We start from the raw sequence: 26,039 nt of genomic DNA, 5'->3' as shown, positions 1-26,039 counted from the left end.
GTCATCAATGATCAATCAGTCAAGTTCTTTTCATCCTTTTCTTCCTGGCGGCGCTTCATCTCATCACGGATAAAGGAAGCTCCCTCGTAGTTTTCTTCTTCTACCGCTTTCTCCAGTGCTTTCTTGAGAAGTGAATCCGGTAACCCCACGATAGGAAGTGCCACACTCATCACATCCTTGCGGAAAGGTGTAGTGAATTTCTGAAGCACCTCCATATTGGTAAAGATCTCCAGACCGGCGGCCAACGCCAGCAGGACAGCCTCATCCTGAGGAAGAGAATACGCTGATCCAGAAGTAGCATTCACCAGTTTTGCCTTAGGCCCTATGTTTCCATTAGCCTCGAAAACAACGTGATAGGCTTGAGGACCCTGTTCACAAATCATTCTAGCCAACACATCTACCAGATGCGGATGCTTGACATCCTTATCAAGCTGACGAAACTTGATTTCATTAGCCATCGGCTTATCTGTTACAATGGAGAGTGCACGTTCCTCCTCGGCATCAGTAAGAGTGACAACACAAGCCTCCTCTGCATCAGGAATTGCAAAAGCTCCCTGATAAACTAATTTTATTTTTTCCATTTTCATTATCCTTTCTTTGGTCTAAACAATACGGCAAAGGCTACACCGACCACGAGTGCATAACCTGCGAAGATAAACCAGCAAGTCTGCCAATCGCCCATCAAATATCCATTCTCCCAATGACAATAATGGTTGATCACCTGTCCCGCAAGAATTGTGCCAACAGAGGCTCCCAAACCATTGGTCATCAGCATGAAAAGTCCCTGGGCAGAAGCACGCACCTTAGGCTCGCACTTCTGATCTACGAACAGTCCACCCGATACATTGAAGAAATCGAATGCCACACCATAGACGATACATGAGAGTATAAAGAGGGTTACGCCTGGGAAAGCAGGGTTACCCAATCCGAAGAATCCGAAGCGGAATACCCATGCAAACATCGCAATGAGCATCACTACCTTGATGCCATAGCGCTTGAGGAAGTATGGAATCAGGAGAATGCAGAGTGCCTCTGCCACCTGGGAGATAGAAACCAGGAGAGTGGCATTATTGGCTGCAAATGTATCCAGCATCGAAGGATCGCCCTTGAAACTGGTGATGAACGGAGTAGCATAACCATTGGTTACCTGCAGGCTCATACCCAGCAGACCCGAGAAGATGAAGAACATCGCCATCTCGCGGCTCTTGAAGAGCTTGAAGGAATCGAAGCCCCAGGTCTCCATCCAGCTGCGTGCCTCTTTCTTCACCAACGGGCACTGTGGCAGGCTGAAGCAGTAGAGGAAGAGGACGATGCCCAATACTCCAGATACCAGGAACTGGAAGTGGGTATATTGGAACTTATGTGCATTTTCGGTAAAGAGGAACATAAACGAACCGTTATCCCAGGTAGCACAGTTAACAATCCACATGGTAAGGATGAATCCTACGGTACCGAAGACGCGGATTGGAGGGAAATCCTTCACGGTATCAAGTCCATGATTCTTCAGAATGGTGAACGCCGAAGTATTTGACAGCGCCAGCGTAGGCATATAGAAAGCTACGCTGAAGGTATAGATCGCCATGAAGACAGTCTCGTTAGGAGTAGCACTCGCCTCTCCCATCAGGAAAAGAGCTATCATCGACAAGCCGGCCAGGAGATGGCAATAGCCCAAGAGGCGTTGCGGCTGCACATACTTGTCAGCAACAATACCCATCAATGTAGGCATGAAGATAGAAACTATACCCTGGATGGTATAGAACCAGGAGATTTCAGCACCCATTCCGGCCTTGCCGAGATAGTTGCCCATAGATGTGAGATAGGCTCCCCAAACTGCGAACTCCAGAAAGTTCATCAGCGCCAAGCGAACTTTTAGATTCATTTTCTTATTATTATATTTCCTTATGGTTTTAATATTCTTTTTCTGTCTGCGGCATCCTCTTTCTCAAGGGATACGCCATTGCAGATTATATCTTGCAAAGATACACAAAATCTCTTAAAGAACGCAGATTTTTTAAGAATATCCGCCAAAAAGCTAGTTTATTTAACAAATAATATGTAATTTTGCAGCCGAAATTAAAACAAAAGATAAAATGTTATTAAAGTTTTTCCTAACGTGTAATAAGATTGGTGCCTTTACGCTAGGTGGAGGCTATGCCATGATACCTATCATGGAGAGAGAATTCGTGGATAAGAACAGATGGATGGACAAACAGGAATTTATGGACATCATGGTGGTGGCTCAAACTACCCCGGGCATCTTCGCCATTGATATGGCGAGCCATATCGGCTACAAGACGAAGGGTGTATGGGGCGGCATAGTGGGAGCTGTCGGCATCGCCCTGCCTTCTATCATCGCCATTCTCATCATCGCCATGTTCTTCCAGCAGTTTAAGGATAATTACTGGGTGGGCAAGTTCTTTGCGGGTGTTCGTCCGGCTGTGGTGGCGCTGATTGCGGCTCCTTGCTTCAAGATGGCAAAGACGGCGAACATCAACCGCTACAACATCTGGATTCCGTTTGTATGCTGTGCGCTGATTGCTGCATTCGGTATCTCGCCTATCTACATCATCATTGCTGCCGGCGTGCTTGGCTGGCTTTACGGCAAGTACAAGAAGCAAAGCTAATCATAAAGTTCAAAGCTCAAAGTTCAAAGTTCAAAGTAAAAAAATGCTATTCCTAAAGTTATTTATCATATTTACCAAGATTGGTACATTTAATTTTGGTGGTGGATATGCGATGTTGTCGCTCATCCACAACGAAACCGTAGTAAAGAACCATTGGCTCACCAATGCCGAGTTTACGGATATCGTGGCTATCAGCCAATCTACTCCGGGTCCTATCGGCATCAACTGCGCCACTTATGTGGGTTATACCGCTTGTCTTCATGCCGGTTATCCTACCTGGGCAGCCTGGGCGGGTTCCTTCCTGGCATCCCTCTCCATCATGTGGCTGCCATTCATCATCATGATTCTCATCAGCCGTTATCTGATAACCCATAAGGATTCCAAGATTGTGAAGGACATCTTCGCCGGTCTTCGCCCTGCCATCATCGGATTGATTGCTGCAGCAGCTGTGCTCTTGATGAATAAGGAGAATTTTGGATCGCCAACAGAAGATCCATTTGCTTTCGGTGCCAGCGTAGCATTGTTCCTGGGTGCCTTCTATTTCACCAAGGCCAAAAAGGCAAACCCGATATTGCTGCTTTTCATCTGTGGAATCATCGGGTTGTTTATCTTCTAAACAACCCACCCTTCTAAAACATCCCATACGTCCAGAGCCAGCGGTCATCGGACGAAGAGAAAAGTAAAGGGCTAAAGCCTTCAGAAAAGGGCAAAAAAAAATTGATTGTCTCCCGACAACCAATCTTTTATTAACCTTAATAATCTAATACCATGAAAAACACGTTGCAAAATTACAAATAATCCTGCAACTTTCCATATTTTATTGCAAAAACCTACAGAGATTTAACTCTCTTTAAAGAATTTCCCATTCCATTTAAAACTTCTTTGCAATTTTATTGCATTTACTGCCTTTTTATCATCAGCAGAGAGCAATGGCAAAGACAGGCGTACAACCAGCGAGTTTTCGTTCTGCAAAAGCAAGGCACTCACCATTCTAGGTTCTATCATCGCCTTCAGTTCTGCAAAACGAGTTTCGCTCATCGTATCCGGTTTCTGGATAAGGCTTTCTGCCAAATCCTCCATTCGCTTACCATCCAGGAGACGAGTGGCATCCATCTTCTTCCAATCCTGATTATAGAAATAGAGTTCACTCTCCTTCTCGGGACCAGCGAAAGTCTTGACTACACAGAGCAAAGAATCTCCGTTTTCCACAGGCAGCTTCTTCATCTGCAAGGTAGAAGCCTTGGTCATACGGATCTGCACGAAGTCCTGGGTCAGCGTATCCATCACGCTCACCTCTTCCAGGAGATTCTTCACTTCAGCCTTCACTCCCATCTCCTGCAACTCAGCAAATTCGAGTCGCATGTTCTTGTTGAGACAAGGCATTACTTCATCAGGCATCGAAACCAGCAGGTCTTTCATCGACTTGGCTTCCATGCTCAGGCTTGCTGTCATCAGGCAAGCGCATAATATATATTTTATCTTCTTCATCACTACAATTCCTTAGACCACTTCTTTCCCCAAGGAGTAAAGAGCCATGCAAGAAAGGCCAATGCTACTATTGAGCACACGGCAAAAGTTAAAGCCAATGTATTCATTTTTGAAGCCTTTAAATCATTTAGAGATTCTCCAAGAATTTCTTGCCCCATTTTGTATGAAGCCAAAGTGCTATAGCACCTGCAACGACCGTAATCGTCGCATAAATCATAACCAATCCTTCCATATTTCTCTATTTTCCGACAAAAGTACAGAAAATAATTGTAATCTGCAAGTTTTTTCGTGTTTTTCTATCCAACAATCGCTAAAAAAACGAAAAAGAGGAAAGTGTTTCTGACGAAACACTTTCCTCTCAAATTGTCTAATCTATTAATCGTACTTATCTTCTTCAGAAAAGATTTACTCCTCAACAGCAGCCTGCGCCGCAGCCAAACGTGCGATAGGCACACGGAATGGAGAGCATGAAGCATAGTTCATACCAACCTTAGCGCAGAACTTAACTGATGAAGGCTCACCACCGTGCTCACCGCAGATACCTGTGCGGAGGTTAGGACGGGTAGCACGACCATTCTCTACTGCCATCTTGATGAGCTGACCAACACCCTCCTGGTCGAGAACCTGGAATGGGTCAACCTTCAAGATCTTCTTCTCCATGTATGCAGGGAGGAATGAAGCGATGTCATCACGAGAGTAACCGAAGGTCATCTGTGTCAAGTCGTTAGTACCGAATGAGAAGTACTGAGCCTCCTCTGCAATCTGACCTGCAGTAAGGGCAGCACGTGGAATCTCAATCATTGTACCGATCTCGAACTCAACCTCTACGCCGTACTCGATGAATACTTCCTTAGAAGTAGCGAGGATGATAGTCTTCTGCTGCTTGAGCTCCTGAACAGTACCGATAAGAGGAACCATGATTTCTGGACATGGGTTGTAACCTTCCTTCTTCAACTCGCAAGCTGCACCGAGGATGGCACGAGTCTGCATAGCTGTAATCTCTGGGAATGTGATACCGAGACGGCAACCACGATGACCGAGCATTGGGTTGTTCTCTGCCAGAGAGTTCACGCGCTTCTTGATTTCCTCAACGCTTACGCCCATCTCCTTGGCCATAGTCTGCTGACCAGCCAAATCGTGTGGTACGAACTCGTGGAGAGGTGGGTCGAGCAAGCGGATGTTCACGTGGCAGCCATCCATAGCCTTCAAGATTCCATAGAAGTCAGCCTTCTGATATGGGAGGAGCTTGGCAAGAGCCTTCTCGCGACCCTCTACAGTACCTGCCAGAATCATCTCACGCATAGCAACGATCTTCTGATCATCGAAGAACATGTGCTCTGTACGTGTCAAACCGATACCCTTTGCACCGAATGCACGAGCTACCTCAGCATCGTGTGGAGTATCTGCATTGGTACGGATCTCCATCTTTGTATATTTGTCGCAGAGGTCCATCAGCTCCTTGAAGTCGCCTGAAAGCTCTGCAGCCTTTGTCTCAATCTGTCCTGCGTAAACCTGACCTGTTGTACCGTTCAGAGAGATGTAATCACCCTCCTTGTAAACAACACCCTCGATTTCTACAGTCTTAGACTTGTAGTCAACGTTGATAGAGCCAGCACCTGATACGCAGCACTTACCCATACCACGAGCTACAACGGCAGCGTGAGAAGTCATACCACCACGAGCGGTAAGGATACCCTCGGCAGCCGACATACCAGCGAAGTCTTCAGGAGAAGTCTCGATACGAACCATGATGACCTTCTTGCCATCCTCGTGCCACTCCTGAGCATCGTCAGCGTGGAATACGATCTGGCCGCAGGCAGCACCTGGAGAAGCAGGGAGACCCTGAGTGATGACCTTAGCCTTAGAGAGAGCCAGCTTATCGAATACTGGGTGCAAAAGCTCATCGAGCTTCTGAGGCTCACAGCGGAGGATAGCAGTCTTCTCGTCGATCATACCTTCGTGGAGGAGGTCCATAGCAATCTTCACCATAGCGGTACCTGTACGCTTACCGTTACGTGTCTGGAGGAACCAGAGCTTGCCTTCCTGTACGGTGAACTCCATGTCCTGCATATCGTGATAGTGGTGCTCCAGCTTATCCTGGAGAGCGTCGAGCTCCTTGTAAAGTTCAGGCATAGCCTCTTCCATAGAAGGATACTTAGCCACGCGCTCCTCCTCAGAGATGCCAGCACGCTCAGCCCAGCGCTGAGAACCGATCTTTGTAATCTGCTGTGGTGTACGGATACCAGCTACTACGTCCTCACCCTGTGCATTGATAAGATACTCACCATTGAAGAGGTTCTCACCATTACCTGCATCACGAGAGAAGCAAACACCAGTAGCAGAAGTTTCACCCATGTTACCGAATACCATCGCCATGACAGAAACGGCAGTACCCCACTCATCAGGAATACCTTCCATCTTACGGTAGAGGATAGCGCGCTCGTTCATCCATGAACGGAACACGGCGCAGATAGCACCCCAAAGCTGATCGATTGGGTTAGTAGGGAAATCCTGACCAGTCTGCTCCTTGATAGCAGCCTTGAAGAGCTCAACGAGCTTCTTGAGAGACTCTACAGAGAGGTCCTTGTCGAGAGTAACCCCCTGCTCTTCCTTCACCTTTTCGATGATAGCCTCGAATGGATCGATGTCTTCCTTGTTAACTGGCTTAAGACCCATAACAACATCACCGTACATCTGTACGAAACGACGATATGAATCGTAAACGAAATGAGGATTACCGGTCTTCTTGACCATACCCTCAGCCACCTCATCATTCAAACCAAGGTTGAGGATGGTATCCATCATACCTGGCATAGATGCGCGAGCACCTGAACGTACTGAAACGAGGAGAGGATTCTCTACGGAACCGAACTTGCTGTTCATCAAAGCCTCTGTATGAGCTACAGCAGCCATTACTTCATCCTGAAGAAGTTCCTTGATTTTTTCCTCACCTACCTCATAATACTCATTACAAGTGTCAGTTGTGATAGTGAAACCTGGAGGAACAGGTACACCGATAAGATTCATCTCAGCGAGGTTTGCACCCTTACCGCCAAGAACTTCGCGCATCTTCGCATTTCCTTCGGCTTGTCCATTGCCGAACGTATAAACTCTTTTTTCGTTCATTTTGTTATAGGTTCAAAAATATTATATAATTCTAGTTATTATCAATTTTTTGTTGATGATGCAAATATACAACATTTCTCTGAAACTACCAAACTTTTATACTCTTTTTTGCTATCTCGAGATTACATTTCACACTGTTGTCGCACACACGGGACTATTTTTAACAATCTACTATCAATATGCAACGATTGAGAGGAATTTATAAGTTGACAAAGAAAGAGATTCTGACACTCTGAGGGGCAGAATACCCCCTCAGGCCCCCTTTTTCCTACGTCGCGACGCGGGAATTATTACTTCGGGACGCAGGAATTGCTACGTCGCGACGTAGGAAAATGGGCACCGGGAGAGGAAAGGGACAGGCGATGGAATCGCCTGGAACTGGGGCTCAGAGGGGACAGCGGGAGAAAGCATGGGTGAAGATTCAAAAAGAGCAAAAGGTCAAAAGGTCAAAAGTCACATTTGACAAAAGTGAAAAAGTGAAAGTGAAAAGGTGAATGTGGTGAATGGTGAATTGGGTGAATCTGTTGAAAGTGTAAATATGAATGCAAAATGAATTCTTATAATAAGGATTAAAAATCCATATAATAATGTACGCGCGTAAGTACTACCTTTTATATATAGAAGAAATCTGCTACTTATATATAGAAGAAATCTGCTACCTGAATATTCAAGAACCAGTCAGCAACAATATTCAAGAACCAGTCAGCAACCCATCGTCTTTTTATGTAAAGTCACTTTTGACCTTTTGACCTTTTTGCCATTCGCTGCATACATCATATTCATCAAATTCACCTCGTTCACCATTCACCTCGTTCACTATTCACTTTTTCACTTTCACTTTTTCACCTTTTTCTCTCCATTTTCTCTTCTTTTCCTTTCCCTTTCCCCTCCAATCTCCTTCACCATTCATTCCTCTCTACCTCACAACATCCGGGACAAAGACTGAAAAAAAACGGGACAACTCTTTCATTTCTCGCAAAAATGTATTAACTTTGCAGCCATAAAAAAACAAATTTGAATTATGGCAAGAAAACGTAAACCATTACCTCTCTTGGAGAACATCACCATCGAGGCCGTAGCAGCCGAGGGTAAGTGCATCACTCGCGTAGATGACCAGGTCATCTTCGTGCCTTTCTGCGTGCCTGGCGATGTTGTAGATTTGCAGGTAGTTAAGAAAAAACATAAGTATTGCGAGGCGAAGGTAGTTCGCTTCATCAAGAAGAGCGACGTAAGACAGGAGCCTATGTGCGAGCACTTCGGCATCTGTGGCGGTTGCAAATGGCAGAACCTTCCTTACGAGGAGCAGATCAAGGCGAAGCAGAAGCAGGTGGAAGACCAGCTCACCCGCATCGGCAAGATCGAACTCCCTGAGTTCCGCCCTATCATGGGCAGCGTGAAGACCCAGGAGTACCGTAACAAGATTGAGTTCGGATGCAGCAACAAGCGCTGGTTTACTTCAGAAGAGTTGGCTCAACTTCCTCAGAAAGAGGATGATACCACAACTTCACTCAAGGAGCGTCACGCCCAGAACGCCATCGGCTTCCATATTACCGGTGCCTTCGACAAGATTTATCCTATCAAGAAGTGCTGGCTGATGGATGACCTCTGCAACGAAATCCGCAACTTCGTTTTCGAATACGCAGATTCTCACAACTATACCTTCTACGATCTTCGTGAGCAGCACGGATTGCTCCGCGACATGATGATCCGCAATTCGAACACAGGCGAGTGGATGCTCGTATTCCAGTTCCACTACGATGAGGAGGGAGATGAGCAGAGAGCCTTGGAACTGATGCAGCAGGTGGCAGACAAGTTCCCTCAGATTACGTCACTCATGTACGTGGACAACCAGAAGGGCAACGATACCATCAACGACCTGGAGCTCAGCCTCTTCAAGGGCAACGACCACATCTTCGAGCTGATGGAGGACCTGAAATTCAAGGTGGGTCCAAAGAGTTTCTATCAGACCAACACCGAGCAGGCTTACCACCTTTATTGCGTGGCTCGCGAGTTTGCCAACCTCACCGGAAACGAGTTGGTTTACGACCTCTACACCGGTACCGGAACCATCGCCAACTTCGTGGCTCACAAGGCAAAGAAGGTAATCGGTATCGAATACGTGCCAGAGGCTATCGAGGATGCCAAGGTGAATTCCCAGGTGAACAACATCGAGAACACCCTCTTCTATGCTGGCGATATGAAGGATATCCTGACCAATGACTTCATCGCTCAGCATGGTCGTCCAGACGTCATCATCACCGACCCTCCACGTGCCGGCATGCACCCTGATGTAGTGAACGTGATTCTGAACGCAGCACCTAACCGCATCGTATATGTAAGCTGCAACCCAGCTACCCAAGCTCGCGACCTGCAGCTGATGGACGACCACTACAAGGTAGCTGCCGTTCAGCCGGTAGATATGTTCCCTCATACTCCTCACGTAGAGAACGTCGTTTTGCTCGAGAAGCGCAGCTATGCTGAAATCAAGCAGAAGAAGAAGGAGCGCAGAGAGCGAGAAAAGGCGATAGCTGAAGCCAAGGCTGCCAAGGAGGCTGAAAAGCTTGCATTGGAAGCTGCTAAAGCGGAAGACTTGACTGCAGAGGAGCTCGCTGCTAAGGCAGAAGACCTCACAGCAGAGGAACTTGCGGCAAAGAAATAAACCTAAAAACAAAATAGAAATAAGATGAAAAAAGGTATCATCCTGGCGCTCATGGCTTTGACCACGGTCTCTGCCAGCGCCCAAAAGAAGCAGACCATCGAATTGCCTTCATGGTTGAGCAATGTGAAATTGTCGGGATATGGCATGATCCAGTACCAGTATAGCGGACAGAAGAATGCGGAATCCAACTCGTTCAACATCCGAATGGGCCGTATCGCCTTGGAGGGTCGCATTACAGAAGACTTCTACTGGAAGACTCAGATTCAGTTTAACGGCAACACCTCCAACCTAGGTTCAAGCCCAAGAATGGTGGATCTGTTTGCCGAATGGCAGAAATATGAATATTTCAAGGTGAAGATTGGTCAGTTCAAGAACCCATTTACCTTCGAGAATCCTATGCATCCTATCGACCAGGGCTTTATGGGTTATTCACAGAACGTGAGCAAGTTGGCGGGTTTCAGCGACCGTGCCGGCGAGCACGCTTCCAATGGTCGTGACATCGGTCTGCAGCTCCAGGGTGATTTCCTCAAGAATGCCAACGGCAGAAACCTGCTGCACTATCAGATTGGTGTATTCAACGGACAGGGAACCAATACCAAGGACGTTGACAATCAGAAGAATGTGATTGGTGGCGTATGGGTAATGCCAGTAAGCGGCATGCGCATCGGAGCCTTCGGATGGACCGGTTCTTATGCAAGAAAGGGAACATGGACCGACGAGCATGATGCCACCTATACAGCCGACATTCAGGAACGCTCTGGCGTTCGCAAGCTCAGCCAAAACCGCTATGCCTTCTCCTTCGAATACAAGAAAGACGGCTGGACCGTACGTTCTGAGTATATCCACTCTACCGGCAAGGCTTTTGACAAGAGCATCACCAACTTCAACGATGCCAACGCCAAGGACTGCAATCTGAATGCAAAAATCGGCGACAAGGCACAGGGTGTATATGGATTGGTTATCGCCCCATTGGCTCAGCTGCCAAAGAACAGCCGAATCGACATCAAGGCACGTTACGACATGTATCAGCCTAACGGCAAGAACAACATGCAGAGAACCCAGTATGAGGCAGGTTTGAACTTCCACATCGGCAAGCTAATCACCATCCTCACCGAGTATGCGCTGGTCAACGACAAGACGCTGGCTAAGCACAATTACTCCATGGCAGATGCAGAAGTCTGCTTCCGCTTCTAATCGGAAAATACTCCACACGCCCTGAAAGGGCAGAAGCTCCCAGCCCAGGGTAACACCCTGGGTATTATGGATATATACAATACCGCCCTGTAAGGGCAAAAGCTTTCTTAATATTTTTAAAGCTTTTGCCCTTACAGGGCGGCATTGTTGATTGCGGCTTTTAACCCAGGGTGTTGCCCTGGGCTGGGAGCTTCTGCCCTTTCAGGGCGTGTGAGGCAAACCATTTCAGGGCGTGTGAGGCAAACCATTTCAGGGCGTGTGGGGCGCTCTCTCTAGAAAGAATAAGAGAATCCGATAGACATGAACTCCTTGAACTGCCAATAGCTCTGATCATCCTTACGCTTTGCTCCATCATCGAAACGAGGATAGAGGAAGATATTCGATGAAATATAACGATTGAACTGGAAGGTAATCGTATTTTCCCACTCTATCTCAGCACGCTTGTAAGTAGTATATGCCCAGAGACGGGTCTTCCACTTCAGGTTCTCCATCACCTGCCAAGACAGATCGAAGGTACACTCAGAACCGTAATCGGTCATGCCATGCTGTCCCTCTTTCAAACCATATCTTGTGGCAAGATCCTCACGGCCCACATACTTCCAGTTGAACGCCAGAGGAGCCAGATGGGCACTACCCTTCAGCTTGTGATTCAACCAATCTACCGTATAATCCATACCGACTGAGAGGTTCAGATTGAATGGTGAGAAGAAATCGGAATAAACCTTCTTGTCATTACTCTTGTAACCATGGGCAAACTGCGTCTGCGCCACCATCTGGATGGTATAATACCATTTTCTGGATGCCTGAAGACCCAACTTGCTGGTGTATCGGATCAAGTCGTCGGATGTCTTGAGCGAATGCACCGAGTCTCCCTTGGAAGTCTGGTAGCCCAATCGCATCTCCAGCTTGTTCTCCCACTTCACCTTCTGCTTGTTGTTGTAGTTAGCCATCATCGTTACACGTCCCAACAGAGAGTAGTTGCTCTCACCACCCTTATACCAGTTGTCAGACACATAGTTTTGCAGGAACTGCAGATAGTAATCACCTCCGAAAGTCCAGAAGTTAGGCTTGAAGATCACGATATCCGATGGCGCAGTTTCCGGTTCGAAGACCTTAGGCGCCACCTCTTCTATGATGTCGCGCTTCGGCTTTTTGGCTTTAGAATCCGCCACAATCGGAGCGCCCACCTCTTCCAGGTGTTGCTGCGTAGTCTTCACCAGGTCTGGTCGGCTGAGATAAACATCCATCAAGGACTTATCGAGCATCACGCCAAGCGAATCGCCTACCCCTCCATCAGGACGGAGGCGCAGGAAATGATTGGCAGGTGAACGATAATACGTGAGTGGAGTGAAGAGCATGGCATATCGGGAATCATCCGAAGACATCTCAGTAGAGTCGATACGTTCCCTGATGTGAGCCAGCGAGTCCACATAACTTTCCACGATCGATGGAGTTTTCACCACCACATTATGCCTGCGGGAACGTTGGGCATCTGCCGTCACAGCACCCGCAAGCAAAGCTAAAATGAGTAATCCAAATCTTATTTTCATTCCTTCATATACTAATTTGGGCACAAAGGTAACAAAATAATTCTAAATTCAACGCCATTCTTTACAAATATTTTGGCTAATTCATAATTTTATAGTAACTTTGCACCCAAATAATTCTAATTTAAATTATAAACATCGTGGCTGATACAAAGTACATCTTCGTTACCGGTGGTGTGGTTTCTTCTTTGGGTAAAGGAATCATATCTTCATCCATCGGTAAACTTCTTCAAGCAAGAGGCTACAACATTACTATCCAAAAGTTTGACCCATACATCAACATCGACCCGGGTACACTGAACCCGTACGAGCATGGTGAGTGCTATGTAACGGTAGATGGTATGGAGACCGACCTGGACCTCGGACACTACGAGCGATTCACCGGCATTCAGACTACGAAAGCGAATTCTCTCACCACAGGTCGTATCTACAAGGCAGTCATTGACAAGGAACGTCGCGGCGATTATCTCGGCAAGACCATCCAGGTGGTGCCTCACATCACCGACGAGATCAAGCGCAACGTGAAGCTGCTCGGCAAGAAGTATCACTATGACTTCGTTATTACCGAAATTGGCGGAACCATCGGCGACATCGAGAGTGCCCCATATATGGAAGCTATCCGACAGCTGAAATGGGAGCTGGGCAAGAACGCAGTCAATGTGCACCTCACCTATGTGCCTTATCTCAAGGCAGCAGGCGAGTTGAAGACAAAGCCTACCCAGCACTCCGTGAAGGAACTGCAGAGCGTAGGTATTCAGCCAGATGTTCTGATTCTCCGCACCGAGAAGCATCTCGAAGAGGGAATCCTGAAGAAGGTGGCAAGCTTCTGCAACGTGGATTTAGACTGCGTAATCCAGAGCGAAGACCTTCCTAGCATCTACGAGGTGCCTGTAAACATGCAGAACCAGGGCCTCGATACCGCCATCCTCCGCAAGATGGGCGAGCCTATCGGCGAGAAGCCTGCACTGGGTCCTTGGAGAGCTTTCCTCGACCGCAGAAACAAGGCTACAGAGGTGGTAAACATCGGTCTCGTAGGAAAATACGACCTGCAGGATGCCTACAAGAGCATCCGCGAAAGTCTCTCGCATGCCGGCACCTACAACGACCACAAGGTGAACATTACATTCATCAACTCAGAATATCTCACAGAAGAGAACGTGGCTGAACAGCTGAAGGGTCAGGACGGCATCGTCATCTGTCCAGGATTCGGCCAGCGCGGCATCGAGGGCAAGATCATCGCTGCCCACTATACCCGCACCCACGACATCCCTACCTTCGGCATCTGCCTGGGTATGCAGATGATCGTCATCGAGTTCGCCCGCAACGTATTGGGCTACAAGGATGCCAACTCGCGTGAGATGGATGAGAAGACTCCACACAATGTCATTGACATCATGGAGGAGCAGAAAAACATATCAAACATGGGTGGAACCATGCGACTCGGCGCCTACGAGTGCGTACTGAGACAAGGCAGTCGCGCGTTCAACATCTATAAGAAGGAGCATATCCAGGAGCGCCATCGCCATCGCTATGAGTTCAACAACGAATTCCAGAAGGAATTCGAGAAGCACGGCATGATGTGCGTAGGCCGCAATCCGGAAAGCGACCTGGTAGAGGTAGTTGAAATCCCGGGCTTGAAGTGGTACATCGGAACACAGTATCATCCAGAGTACCAGAGCACGGTATTGAAGCCACACCCATTGTTTGTTGACTTTGTAAAGACAGCCATCGCTAACAAGAAATAGCGGCAGGCTGGCTTCCGGCAGCAAAATGGCACGGCCTTTGCTGTCGCTTCAGAGAAAATAAAACAATAAAAAATAATAATGAATAAGAACAACATTATCGGTTTCCTCCTGATTGCCGTAGTGCTGATAGGCTTTAGCTGGTACAACCAGCCTTCAGCCGAAGAACAGAGAGCGGCATTCGTTCAGGACTCCATCGCCAAGGCTAAACATGCCGAGATGGAAAAGGCCAGCAAGGCTGCCGCTGTTAAGCGCCAGGCTGATGCGAAGGCTCAGATTGAGGCAGACTCTACCGCCCTATTCTATTCGGCTTTGAAGGGTCAGGCTCAGAAAGTAGTTTTGAAGAATGAGAAGGTTGAGTTGACGCTCAATACCAAGGGTGGTACTGTCGAGAAGGCAGTCATCAAGGGATACGTGGGTCACAACCTCCAGGTGAAAGACGGTTCTGCCGACCAGAAGGACGTTACCCTCTTCGACGGCAACGACCAGAGCCTCAAGTTCATGCTCGAGGCAAAGGAGGCCAACATCATCACCAGCGATCTCTACTTCACTCCATCCAACGTGACCGACAAGTCTGTCACCATGACTGCAGTGGCTGCCCCAGGCAAGACCCTCAGCATGACCTATACCCTCGGCGACGACTACATGCTCCACATGAGCCTGCAGGCTGAGGGAATGGCTGGTCTGTTCTCACCTAACTGCAACAAGATGAGTATCGACTGGAGCGACAAGGCGCGCCAGCAGGAGCGTGGCTTCATGTTCGAGAACCGCTACACTACTCTCACCTATCATGAGGCAGAGGGCGGCACTGACCACCTGAACGAGGGCAGCGAGAAAATCGACGAGAAGATTGAAGAGACTATCGACTGGGTATCTTTCAAGAACCAGTTCTTCTCAGCTATTATGGTAGCTAAGGACAACTTCGACAAGGATGCCTTCATGACCTCTATTCCTCAGGAGAAGGGTTCGGGCTACCTGAAGCAGTTCCAGGCTAAGATGAAGACAGCCTTCGACCCAACCGGCAAGAAGGCGTCTGAGTTTGAGTTCTACTTCGGTCCTAACGACTTCCAGATTCTGAAGAATACAGAGAAGGAGAGCACCTTCGGCAAGGACCTGGAGTTCCAGAAGCTCGTTTATCTGGGATGGCCTATCATCCGCTGGATCAACCGTTTCTTCACACTCTACGTGTTTGACTGGTTGAGCAATGTATTCCCAATGGGTATCGTATTGATTCTCATCACATTGCTCCTCAAGCTCATCACCTACCCTATGGTAAAGAAGAGCTATATGAGTTCTGCCAAGATGCGTGTGCTGAAGCCAAAGCTCGAGGCAGCTACCGCTCAGTTCAACAAGCCTGAGGACCAGATGCAGAAGCAGCAGGCGATGATGGCAGAGTATGCCAAGTATGGTGTTAGTCCACTGTCAGGTTGCTTGCCAATGCTGATTCAGATGCCGGTTTGGGTTGCGATGTTCAATTTCGTGCCTAATGCCATCCAGCTTCGTGGTGAGAAGTTCTTGTGGATGAACGACTTGAGCACCTTCGACCCAATCTTCGAGTGGAACACCAACATCTGGTTGATTGGCGACCACTTGAGTTTGACCTGTATTCTCTTCTGCGTAGCCAACCTGTTGTACTCATGGATGACGATGCGCCAGCAGCGTGACCAGATGGTAGGTCAGCAGGCAGAGCAGATGAAGATGATGCAGTGGATGATGTATCTCATGCCATTGATGTTCTTCTTCATGTTCAATGACTACTCAGCAGGTTTGAACTTCTACTACTTCATCTCATTGTTCTTCAGTGCCGCAATCATGTGGACCTTGCGCAAGACCACCAACGACGAGAAGCTCCTCGCCATTCTGGAGAAGCGCTATCAAGAGAACAAGAACAACCCTAAGAAGGCAAGCGGCCTCATGGCAAGAATGCAGGCCCTCCAGGAATTGCAGCGCCAGCAGCAGGAAGAGATGCAGCGTAAGCAGGCAGAACTGAACGAGAAAAAGAATAATCTCGGAAAATAAAGTTTTCTAGATAATAATGAAAGCGTAATGATTACCGGTAAAGGTATTCGTTACGCTTTTTTAATAGCTACATCATGCATAAGCCTCATCCTTCAAACATAATCAAAGGATATATTATGAAACAAGTATTCACATTTCTAAAAGCTAATGGATATATTAACAAATAGGAGGAACATAATATGGGATTATTAAAATATAAAGGTTATACGGGTAGCGTAGATTATAGTGAGGAGGACAATTGCTTATATGGCAAAGTTCTCGGAATGAGCAAGGATATGATTACCTACGAAGGTCAAGATGTCAATGAACTACGAAGGGATTTTGAAGGCGCAATAGATGACTATCTAGCCTTATGTAAAGCCAATGGCAAGGCACCTCGTGCACCTTATAGTGGCAACTTGAATATCCGCATTACTCCTGAAATTCATAGCCGTATTGCAATGATGGCGATGCAAGCAGGAACAACCATCAATGGTTTTATTCGTGACACACTAGCTAATGTTACAGGAGTTACTCCAGTCACAAACGCATAACAATACATTATCATCATACGTCAAGAAGATGCGCAAGCAATTCGGATTGACCCAGGTAGATCTGGCGGCGAAATCGGGCGTAGGCCTCAGATTCGTAAGAGAACTGGAACAGGGAAAGAAAACACTGCGACTCGACAAAGTAAACCAAGTCCTCCTCTTGTTCGGCCAGGAAATCGGTCCCGTTCCCATCAGAAAAGAATAAAAAAACAAGATACAATGAAGAAAATACTCTTATCCCTTTTAGCAGCCATCGGCTTATCAACTACGGGCTGCTCAGCACAGGCAGGCAAATCGGCCTCATCAGCAAAAACAGCCCCATCGGATGGCATCATCGTATTGGCTCCACAGGCCTTTATCAACCAGGCAAAGGCAGATACCACCAGCTTCCTTCTCGATGTCCGCACTTCCAAAGAATACGCAGAAGGTCATCTGGCTGGCGCCCACCAATTGGATTACCTCAACCCCGAGGCTTTCGATGCCGGCATCAAGCAGCTGGATAAGTCCCGCACCTATTACATCTATTGCAGAAGCGGAAAGAGAAGCCATGGTGCCTGCCTGAAAATGCAGCAGCAAGGCTTCAAGATATATGATATGGAAGGCGGAATCCTCAACTGGACCAAGCTCGGAATGCCAGTGGAAAGATAAAAATTACCCCCGAAAAGGTATAATTAATCAAACTTTACGATTAACTATACCCCTTCGGGGGTATTTTATTTTATCCGAATCTATTTCTTCAACAGAATCCAATCCAAATTTACTTCTTCAATACCGGCTCGCAGGTGATGCTGACACCAAGCTTCTTGAAAATCTTCTGATCTACATCACTCAGCATCACGGTGCAATGAGCCTGGCAGCCACGGAGCTTTGGCAATTGCTCCAAAGCTTTCTTGCAGTTATCATCATTCTCTGAGAGAACAGAGAGGGCTACCAAAACCTCATCCGTATGAAGACGAGGATTATGACCGCCCAGATAGTTCACCTTCGTATGCTGGATAGGCTCAATCATCGACTGAGGAATCAACTTCAATTCATGGTCGATGCCCGCCAGATGCTTGGTTACATTCAGCAGCAATGCCGCACTGCAACCCAGCAACTCACTGCTGTGACCGCAGATAATCGTGCCATCCTCCAACTCAATCGCAGCAGAAGTATGACCCGTCTCCTTCTTATGTTCCTTAGCCGCTACAGTCACCTTGCGATAAGCCGTGGTAATATTAGCCTGCTTGAAAAGCATCTGAATCTTGCTGATCTCCGCCTCGTTGCACGCACCGGCAGCCAATTTGTTGGTAGCCGCATAATAACGGCGGATAATCTCATCCTTCGAAGCCTCGCAGCAAGCCTCATCATCCGAAATGCAGAAACCTACCATGTTCACACCCATATCCGTAGGCGACTTGTATGGATTGCTTCCGTAAATTCCCTCAAACAAAGCGTTGAGCACAGGATAAATCTCTACGTCACGGTTGTAATTGATGGCAATCTTATTGTAAGCTTCCAGATGGAATGGGTCGATCATGTTCACATCGTTGAGATCGGCAGTAGCTGCCTCGTAAGCGATGTTCACCGGATGCTTCAATGGGAGATTCCATACAGGGAATGTCTCGAACTTAGCATAGCCTGCACGCACACCACGCTTGTTCTCGTTATAAAGCTGGCTCAGGCAGACAGCCATCTTACCGCTACCAGGACCCGGAGCAGTAACAATCACCAGCGGACGCTCAGTCTCTACATAATCATTCTTGCCAAAACCCTCATCAGAAGCAATGAGATCTACATCGTGAGGATAACCCTCGATGAGATAATGGCAGTAAGTCTTGATGCCCTCACGCTCCAAGCGCTGCTTGAAGGCGATGGCTGCAGGCTGACCATTAAAATGAGTAATAACAACAGAACCCACCATAAAACCACGGTTTTGGAATTCACCACGCAGGCGAAGCACATCCTCATCGTAAGTGATACCCAGATCGGCACGCTTCTTGTTCTTCTCAATATCGGCAGCACTGATCACGATAACAATCTCGATGCTATCGCTAATCTTCTGAAACATGCGCAGCTTACTATCAGGCTGGAAACCTGGCAAAACGCGGCTGGCGTGATGGTCATCGAAAAGCTTACCTCCCAATTCGAGATAAAGCTTTCCATCAAACTGTGAGATTCTCTCCTTGATATGTTCGGACTGAATCTTCAGATACTTCTCGTTGTCAAATCCTATTTTCATTGTGTTTTATATATTTTGCGGTGCAAAATTACAAAAAAAGTATCGTACTAACAAATCTTTTATCCGAAAAAATAAAAGAGAACTGCTACATATAGGCATCCAGCAACATCTCAGCCCCTACCAGAAAGGCAAAGACAAGAAAGATAAATATATACAACTGCTCCTTGAGGACAAAATCCAAGACATGAAAATGCTTGTTGTCATACTCCTCAAGATAGTTTTTATAATCCATCCACATTAGGGAAAAAGCCCCCAATGCAATGGATAATATAATACATACACCTACTACATCGGCTAGACCAGTCGATTGAAATAAAGAAAAGCCTGTCATTTCGCTATTCATTTAAAAGTTAATAAGAATCATTATCATCTACTAAAAAGTGTCGCAAAGATAATGAAAATCTTATAACTTGACTGTTTCATTGCTCAAGAAAATAGTTTCATTCCTATCAAATAGGTGTTTCATTGGTAGAAATGAAACTGTTTTTCGCAGCATTCTACCGGTTTTTCCGAACAGAGTCTCTCCATTGTCCTGGTGTAAATCCCGTCTTAGCCTTGAAAATCTTACAGAGATGGGCGTGGGATGAGAAGCCGCATTCTGAAGAAATGGTATCATTGCTGTACCTACATTCTTCCAGCAGCATACGCTGCGCCTCCTTGAAACGGATATCGCTGAGCCAGATTCTGAAACTGCTCTTCAGATAGTTCTCGAAATACAGGCTCAATTCATTGCGAGGAATGCCCAACTTAACAGAAAGCATCGGCATATTTACCGTACTGTCTCTGTAGCCACCCTTGTCACACCAGCTGGTAAGCATCGATTCTATGATAGAGATTTTCTCAGAACCCAATCCCACTTCCTCACTCTCTTCCATCACTTCAAGAGGTTCATCGGCTGTATCCAGCTCCAGTCTCACCTCCGCAGGAATCATATTATAGCCATATCCCAGGAAACTGATGGTAAAGGAAATCAAGGAAAAAAGCATCAGGGGTCCCACACAATAAAGAAGCGGACGATAGCAGATAGCGCCTACCATCGCCAAAACCATTATACCCGCCAATCCGTAAGTGGTATAGGTATATCTATCAAAAGGAAGGAAGTCTTCCGTGGTGTTTTCTTCGATAATCTTTCGATGATAACGCATCTCAATAACCGTGGTATAAGTGCTATACATGATGGTAACAGCAAATAATGCGAGCATCACATAAAGCCATTCGCCCATATGCATCCCCCTAGGAGTATCATTGTATCCGAAAAAGAAACAAATCAATATCAATGCATAACTCACACATCCCAGCAAGGCAAACTTTTTCCGCCCGCCACGATAACAAATTAAGTTATAAGTGGCATAGGAAATAAAGAAAGAGACAGGAGTATAGAAGAGAACATTGACAACAGCTCCAATCTCATCGCCTTTAGCACGGAAACCATAAGCCATTTGCAAGACATAATGCCCAGCAAGTACAAACATGGAAAAAGCAAGGAGCCAACGAGACACCTCGTAACGACGATTAGACCAGCGAATCTGAAACCTAGACAAAACCAATATCAAGCCCAACATCGACACTATAATGCAGCAAGCAAACTGCACAAGAAACAATGTATTCATTTACTAAATATTTATATCTTTACTTATATTCCTGAAAATTTAGCATTTAAAGCTAAACTGTATCATTTGAGATGCAAATTTACGAAAAAAAACGCAGACTCTAGTAAAGAAAGAAGATAAATTTTGTTATCTCATTAATTTTCTGTAACTTTGCACGGAATATTTAGAAGATTGCAACAAATTATTAATAATATCTTAAAAATATGATTAAAGCAATGATTTTGGCTGCTGCTGCTCTCACCATGGGAGCAAATACAGCCGATGCACAGACTATGATTGAAAAGAACAACATCAAGGTGGAGAACCACCTGATGACCCCAGAAGCTCTTTGGGCGATGGGTAGAATCGGTGCCGCTGAAGCTTCGCCTAACGGCAAGCAGGTGGTTTACCAGGTAGGTTACTACAGTGTAAAGGAGAACAAGGGCCATCAGATGCTCTTCATCATGGATGCCAATGGCAAGAACCAGAAGGCACTGACCACTGATGCCAAGAGCGAGACTGATGCTGCCTGGATTCAGGGCGGACAGAAGATTGCCTTCATCCGTGGCGGACAGCTCTGGAGTATGAACCCTGATGGTACTGACAGAAAACAGCTCACCAATGATGAATTGGGCATCCAGGGATTCCGCTTCTCTCCAGATGGCAAGAAGGTAATCCTCATCAAGGAGTTGCCTTATCACGGAACCATCAAGAAGAATCCTTCTGATCTTCCTCTGGCTACAGGTCGTCTCGTTACCGACATGAACTATCGCCACTGGGATCACTACGTAGAGAGTATCCTTCATCCTTTCGTGGCTGATGTTGCAGAGGATGGCACCGTCAACGCTGGCGAGGATATCCTGAAGGATGAGCCTTTCGAGTGTCCTATGGCTCCATTCGGTGGCATCGAGCAGTTGGCTTGGAGTCCGGATTCCAAGACCATCGCCTATACCTGTCGCAAGAAGGAGGGCTTGCAATATGCCATCTCTACCGACTCTGATATCTACCTATATAATATAGGTACGCGCGAGACCAAGAACCTCTGCAAGGAGGCTGGCTATGTAGAGCCTAAGATTGATGCTACCAAGAGCATGAAGAACCAGGCTGTAAATGCTCCTGAGAATCTGAAGAACAATCCGGGTTACGACGTAAACCCTCAGTTCTCTGCTGACGGCAAGTACATCGCTTGGCAGAGCATGGCTCGCGATGGCTACGAGAGCGACCGCAACCGCCTCTGTGTTTACGAACTCGCTACCGGCAAGAAGAACTATGTATCAGAGAAGTTCGACTCTAACGTAGAGGGCTTCGTATGGAACAAGGACAACAAGAGCCTCACTTTCATCGGAGTATGGCACGGAACCCTGAACCTCTATCAGGCTAACTTCAAGGGCGAAGTGAAGCAGATTACCAACGAGTGGGCAGACTACGGAAGCATCGCTCTTGCCAACAACGGCAACAAGCTTCTCGCTACCAAGGCTAGTATGAGTCATCCTACAGATATCTACATCGTAACACCAGGCAAGAATGCCAAGAGTACCAAGGTAGAACAGATTACCCGTGAGAACGACCACATCCTGAGCCAGTTGAACATGGGTAAGTGCGAGCAGCGCTGGGTAAAGACTACCGACGGCAAGCAGATGCTGGTATGGATCATGTTGCCAGCTAACTTCGATGCCAACAAGAAGTACCCTACCCTTCTCTTCTGCGAGGGCGGTCCTCAGAGTCCGGTCAGCCAGTTCTGGAGCTATCGCTGGAACATTCAGATCATGGCAGCCAACGGTTACGTCATCGTATTGCCTAACCGCCGTGGTCTTCCAGGTTTCGGAAGTGCATGGAACGAGGAGATTTCAGGAGACTGGACCGGTCAGTGCATGAACGACTATCTCTCTGCCATCGATGATGCAGCCAACAATCTTCCATACGTAGATAAGGATCGCCTGGGCTGTGTAGGTGCCAGCTTTGGTGGTTTCTCAGTTTATTATCTTGCAGGTCATCACAACAAGCGTTTCAAGGCATTCCTCGCTCACGATGGCGCATTCAACCTTGAGAGCATGTACACAGATACCGAGGAGGCTTGGTTCTCTAACTGGGAGTATGATGATGCTTACTGGAACAAGGATCAGAGTGCCAACGCCAAGAAGACTTACGAGAACAGTCCTCACAAGTTTGTAGATAAGTGGGATACTCCAATTCTCTGCATCCACGGCGAAAAGGATTACCGTATCAATGCCAACCAGGGCATGGGCGCCTTCAATGCAGCCCGCATGCGTGGCATCCCTGCCGAGCTTCTTATCTATCCTGACGAGAACCACTGGGTATTGAAGCCACAGAACGGCGTGCTCTGGCAGCGCACCTTCTTCGGATGGTTGGACAAGTGGTTGAAGAAATAACATATACAAAAAAGGCTTGCTTCGAAAATGAAGCAAGCCTTTTTTATATATTATAATTCTAAGATTTAGCTTACGCGATTCAACTTCTTGATGATTGAGAAGATGAAGGCTGCAGATACCAGACAGATGCCGGCAAGAACACCCCAGATAGTTACGAGGTTGAAGTTCTGACCCCACATGATACCAGGAACCATTACCAACTGGTTACCGATGGCTGTTGCACCGAACCAGAGACCCATCATCAAACCTGCATACTTTGGAGGAGCTACCTTCGATACGAATGAGATACCGATTGGAGAAAGCAGAAGCTCTGCGAAGGTGAGGATGAGATAGGTAGAAATCAGAAGATTTGCGCTTACACGTGTACCCTCTGTAGCAGGATCGCCCTGTACCAAAGGAAGCTCCAGACCCATAGAACCTACAGCCATCCATACGAAACCGAGAGCTGCAACGAGCATACCCAAACCAATCTTCTCAGGTGATGTAGGCTCCTTACCAATCTTGTTGAGCCAAGAGAACAAAGCAACACTCACTGGTGTCAATGCCACTACATAGCATGGGTTGAACTGCTGGAAGATAGGAGCCTCAACATCTACGGCACCTTCAAGGTTGCTGTACTTGTAGAAGAGGAAAGCAATAGCTGCAACGATAACGCCGAGCGAGATTCCCTTACCCTTGCCAGTCTTGCTCTGTGCCAGACCGAAGCTACCGTAAACAACGAAGATGCAGGCTACGAGGTTAGTAACGTCGAACGCCATTGACTGCAAGCCCTCAGATGTCTTCTGAGTATAGTCGCGTGCGAAGAGTGTCAATGTATTACCATTCTGGTGGAAAGCCATCCAGAAGAAGATAACCACAGCAAATACCAGACAGAGGCAGATGATGCGCTCCTTGGTCTCAGCCTTGGAAAGCTCATTAGTCTCCTTAACCGGAGTCTTGTCGTCCTTACCCTTGGTCTCAGAAGCAAGCACGTGCTTGTATGTAAAGCTGAAGGCATAGTAGATGGCGATACTAATGATAAGCGAAGCACATGCTACAGCGAATGCAAAATGGTATGAATCCTCTACAGATACACTCAGACTCTCCTGCGCCCACTTCATAATCTTGATGGCTGCTGTAGGAGCGAACATGGCGCCAATGTTGATAGCCATATAGAAGAGAGAGAAACCGGAATCACGGTTGCTGGCATACTGTGGCTCGTCGTAGAGACGACCTACCATCACCTGCAGGTTACCTTTGAACAAGCCGGTACCCAAAGCGATGAGGATAAGCGAAATGCCCATGGCAGCAATGGCAACGGTGTCTTTGCCAAGAGGAAGCGAAAGCACAAGATAGCCGATGAACATAATGAAGATACCTGTGGTAACCATACGTCCAAAGCCAAACTTGTCAGCTGCGATACCGCCGATGATAGGGAGGAAATAAACCATCATCAGGAAGGTAGAGTAAATTGTACTTGCCAATCCGGTTTCAAAACCGAAGTTAGCCTGCAAATAGAGCAAGAACACAGCAAGCATGGTATAGTAACCGAAACGCTCACCCGTGTTAGCCAAAGCTAAGGCCCATAGACCTTTTGGTTGATTTTCAAACATAATTTTTTGTTTATTTATAATTTTATTATTTAGTTATTCTTTTCTCGCAAATTCTGTGCAAAGATACACAAATTATTCCATATTTCAAACTCAATGCCTAAAAATCGTTATATCAAATACCATTTTTATATTCAAAAACGTCTAAATTTCTAAAAAACAGACAAATAATGCAAAAGTTTTCCATTTCTATTACAACAAGATTGCGTTTTTTTTTGTACCTTTGCAGCCCGAAACCGTAAAGGTGGATTCCGACAGTATAAATATTGGATTAAAACAAAAAAGAAAGGTAAAAGGATATTTATGAGACAACTTAAGATTAGCAAGAGTATAACCAATCGTTCCAGTGAAGCACTCGACAAGTACTTGGTGGAGATTGGTAGAGAACCTATGGTCTCTATTGATGAGGAGATTGAGCTGGCCCAGAAGATTCGCAAAGGCGGTCGTGAGGGTGAGCGTGCCAAGGAAAAACTGGTCAAGGCAAACCTCCGATTCGTTGTATCTGTTGCTAAACAATACCAGCATCAGGGTTTGGGTCTGACAGACCTCATCGACGAGGGAAACATCGGTTTGGTAAAGGCTGCAGAGAAATTTGATGAAACTCGTGGTTTTAAGTTCATCTCATACGCAGTATGGTGGATTCGCCAAAGTATCCTCCAGGCTATCGCTGAGCAGAGCCGTATTGTTCGCCTGCCTTTGAACCAGGTAGGTGCATTGAGCAAGATCAGCGCCGAAATCAGCAAGTTCGAGCAGGAAAACCAGCGCAAGCCTTCTGTTGCAGAGTTGGCACAGATTACCAAGATGGAGGAAAGCAAGATTGACCAGACCATCAAGGCAGACAACCACCACATGAGTATCGATGCTCCATTCGGCAGTGATGACGATGACAATGCGATGGTAGATGTGATGGCTTCAGGTGATGATAGCCGTACCGACAAGGGTGTTGACTTCGAGTCTATGGCAAGCGAGCTCCAGCGCGTATTGGCAACAGTATTGAAGGAACGCGAGCGCAAGATTCTCTGCTACTGCTATGGCATCGGTTGCCACGAGAAGGGATTGGAAGAAATCGGAAGCGAATTCAACCTCACCCGTGAGCGTGTACGCCAGATTCGCGAGAAGAGTATCATCAAGCTCCGTGAAAGCGGAAAGATCAAGATTTTGATGAAATACTTGGGATAATTTAAGCAATTAAGTGAAGAGTGAAGAACGAAGAATTCTTTTGCTTTTCTTCACTAGGGTTTGAAGACGAGAGAAAATTAGATAAAACTAAGTTGCTCATAGCAACGAAAGTAAAGAGGGCAATCAGTTGGTTCATTCCAAT

The 26,039-nt window shown here is 46.8% G+C and carries 19 protein-coding genes and 1 pseudogene; 11 read left to right on the top strand and 9 right to left on the bottom strand.

Translation table 11 applies throughout. The features are described from left to right. Window positions 1-11 precede the first annotated feature (11 nt). Window positions 12-581, bottom strand: a complete 570-nt coding sequence (locus tag DXD25_RS02385) for a UvrB/UvrC motif-containing protein (protein ID WP_158556275.1) — start codon at window positions 579-581, stop codon at window positions 12-14. A gap of 5 nt (window positions 582-586) precedes the next feature. Beyond that, the gene (locus tag DXD25_RS02380; protein ID WP_117661623.1) at window positions 587-1,879 is read right to left on the bottom strand and encodes an MFS transporter; all 1,293 of its coding nucleotides are present in this window, start codon (window positions 1,877-1,879) and stop codon (window positions 587-589) included. A gap of 211 nt (window positions 1,880-2,090) precedes the next feature. On the opposite strand from DXD25_RS02380, the gene DXD25_RS02375 reads away from it, so the two are divergent. Both DXD25_RS02375 and DXD25_RS02370 read left to right on the top strand, forming a co-directional pair. After that, window positions 2,091-2,624 carry a chromate transporter gene (locus DXD25_RS02375; protein WP_117661622.1) on the top strand — a complete coding sequence of 178 codons (534 nt, stop codon included), beginning with the start codon at window positions 2,091-2,093 and terminating at the stop codon, window positions 2,622-2,624. A 43-nt stretch (window positions 2,625-2,667) separates the two neighbouring features. After that, on the top strand, window positions 2,668-3,240 hold the full coding sequence (locus DXD25_RS02370) for a chromate transporter (protein ID WP_117661621.1): 573 nt from the start codon (window positions 2,668-2,670) through the stop codon (window positions 3,238-3,240). Between the two features lie 224 nt (window positions 3,241-3,464). Here DXD25_RS02370 and DXD25_RS02365 read toward each other — a convergent pair whose 3' ends face one another. Together DXD25_RS02365 and ppdK are read right to left on the bottom strand one after the other, a co-directional pair. Beyond that, on the bottom strand, window positions 3,465-4,112 hold the full coding sequence (locus DXD25_RS02365) for a DUF3256 family protein (protein WP_233522167.1): 648 nt from the start codon (window positions 4,110-4,112) through the stop codon (window positions 3,465-3,467). Window positions 4,113-4,517: 405 nt separating this feature from the next. After that, window positions 4,518-7,238: a pyruvate, phosphate dikinase gene (gene ppdK, locus DXD25_RS02360; protein ID WP_117661619.1), complete on the bottom strand. Its 2,721-nt coding sequence runs from the start codon at window positions 7,236-7,238 to the stop codon at window positions 4,518-4,520. Window positions 7,239-8,259: 1,021 nt separating this feature from the next. Between ppdK and rlmD the strand changes: the two are divergent. Both rlmD and DXD25_RS02350 read left to right on the top strand, forming a co-directional pair. Continuing rightward, window positions 8,260-9,708: pseudogene (gene rlmD / locus DXD25_RS02355) on the top strand (23S rRNA (uracil(1939)-C(5))-methyltransferase RlmD); the annotation flags it as partial. A 213-nt stretch (window positions 9,709-9,921) separates the two neighbouring features. Further along, window positions 9,922-11,091: a porin gene (locus DXD25_RS02350; protein WP_117661618.1), complete on the top strand. Its 1,170-nt coding sequence runs from the start codon at window positions 9,922-9,924 to the stop codon at window positions 11,089-11,091. Window positions 11,092-11,363: 272 nt separating this feature from the next. On the opposite strand, the gene DXD25_RS02345 is transcribed toward DXD25_RS02350, so the two are convergent. Further along, window positions 11,364-12,641: a DUF3078 domain-containing protein gene (locus DXD25_RS02345; RefSeq protein WP_117661617.1), complete on the bottom strand. Its 1,278-nt coding sequence runs from the start codon at window positions 12,639-12,641 to the stop codon at window positions 11,364-11,366. 137 nt (window positions 12,642-12,778) lie between these two features. On the opposite strand from DXD25_RS02345, the gene DXD25_RS02340 reads away from it, so the two are divergent. From DXD25_RS02340 to DXD25_RS02315, 5 genes are all read left to right on the top strand, one after another. Further along, on the top strand, window positions 12,779-14,383 hold the full coding sequence (locus DXD25_RS02340; protein WP_117661616.1) for a CTP synthase: 1,605 nt from the start codon (window positions 12,779-12,781) through the stop codon (window positions 14,381-14,383). A 78-nt stretch (window positions 14,384-14,461) separates the two neighbouring features. Then, the gene (gene yidC / locus DXD25_RS02335) at window positions 14,462-16,399 is read left to right on the top strand and encodes a membrane protein insertase YidC (RefSeq protein ID WP_117661615.1); all 1,938 of its coding nucleotides are present in this window, start codon (window positions 14,462-14,464) and stop codon (window positions 16,397-16,399) included. Between the two features lie 179 nt (window positions 16,400-16,578). Beyond that, the gene (locus DXD25_RS02325) at window positions 16,579-16,932 is read left to right on the top strand and encodes a type II toxin-antitoxin system HicB family antitoxin (protein ID WP_117661614.1); all 354 of its coding nucleotides are present in this window, start codon (window positions 16,579-16,581) and stop codon (window positions 16,930-16,932) included. Beyond that, complete coding sequence (locus DXD25_RS02320; protein WP_117661613.1) at window positions 16,898-17,134, top strand: helix-turn-helix transcriptional regulator; 237 nt, start codon at window positions 16,898-16,900, stop codon at window positions 17,132-17,134. The genes DXD25_RS02325 and DXD25_RS02320 overlap by 35 nt, the downstream gene beginning before the upstream one ends. Before the next feature lie 14 nt (window positions 17,135-17,148). Further along, window positions 17,149-17,577: a rhodanese-like domain-containing protein gene (locus DXD25_RS02315; RefSeq protein ID WP_117661612.1), complete on the top strand. Its 429-nt coding sequence runs from the start codon at window positions 17,149-17,151 to the stop codon at window positions 17,575-17,577. 109 nt (window positions 17,578-17,686) lie between these two features. Here the strand turns inward: DXD25_RS02315 and DXD25_RS02310 are convergent, their stop codons facing one another. From DXD25_RS02310 to DXD25_RS17080, 3 genes are all read right to left on the bottom strand, one after another. Then, on the bottom strand, window positions 17,687-19,150 hold the full coding sequence (locus DXD25_RS02310; protein ID WP_117661611.1) for a DUF1846 domain-containing protein: 1,464 nt from the start codon (window positions 19,148-19,150) through the stop codon (window positions 17,687-17,689). An 85-nt stretch (window positions 19,151-19,235) separates the two neighbouring features. Further along, window positions 19,236-19,493: a hypothetical protein gene (locus DXD25_RS16895; protein WP_117661610.1), complete on the bottom strand. Its 258-nt coding sequence runs from the start codon at window positions 19,491-19,493 to the stop codon at window positions 19,236-19,238. A 154-nt stretch (window positions 19,494-19,647) separates the two neighbouring features. After that, window positions 19,648-20,760 carry an AraC family transcriptional regulator gene (locus DXD25_RS17080; protein WP_233522165.1) on the bottom strand — a complete coding sequence of 371 codons (1,113 nt, stop codon included), beginning with the start codon at window positions 20,758-20,760 and terminating at the stop codon, window positions 19,648-19,650. 203 nt (window positions 20,761-20,963) lie between these two features. Between DXD25_RS17080 and DXD25_RS02290 the strand changes: the two genes are divergently transcribed. Further along, entirely contained in the window at window positions 20,964-23,129 is a 2,166-nt protein-coding gene (locus DXD25_RS02290) for a S9 family peptidase (protein ID WP_117661608.1), read from the top strand. A 65-nt stretch (window positions 23,130-23,194) separates the two neighbouring features. On the opposite strand, the gene DXD25_RS02285 is transcribed toward DXD25_RS02290, so the two are convergent. Continuing rightward, window positions 23,195-24,721: a peptide MFS transporter gene (locus tag DXD25_RS02285; RefSeq protein ID WP_117661607.1), complete on the bottom strand. Its 1,527-nt coding sequence runs from the start codon at window positions 24,719-24,721 to the stop codon at window positions 23,195-23,197. A 300-nt stretch (window positions 24,722-25,021) separates the two neighbouring features. On the opposite strand from DXD25_RS02285, the gene DXD25_RS02280 reads away from it, so the two are divergent. Beyond that, window positions 25,022-25,897: an RNA polymerase sigma factor RpoD/SigA gene (locus tag DXD25_RS02280; protein WP_089542826.1), complete on the top strand. Its 876-nt coding sequence runs from the start codon at window positions 25,022-25,024 to the stop codon at window positions 25,895-25,897. Window positions 25,898-26,039: the final 142 nt, after the last annotated feature.

The sequence above is a fragment of the Prevotella sp. TF12-30 genome (assembly GCF_003436715.1).
Lineage (GTDB): Bacteria > Bacteroidota > Bacteroidia > Bacteroidales > Bacteroidaceae > Prevotella > Prevotella copri_A.
The sequence above is the reverse complement of the archived record's forward strand: the minus strand, read 5'-3'. Positions and strand labels throughout refer to the sequence as shown.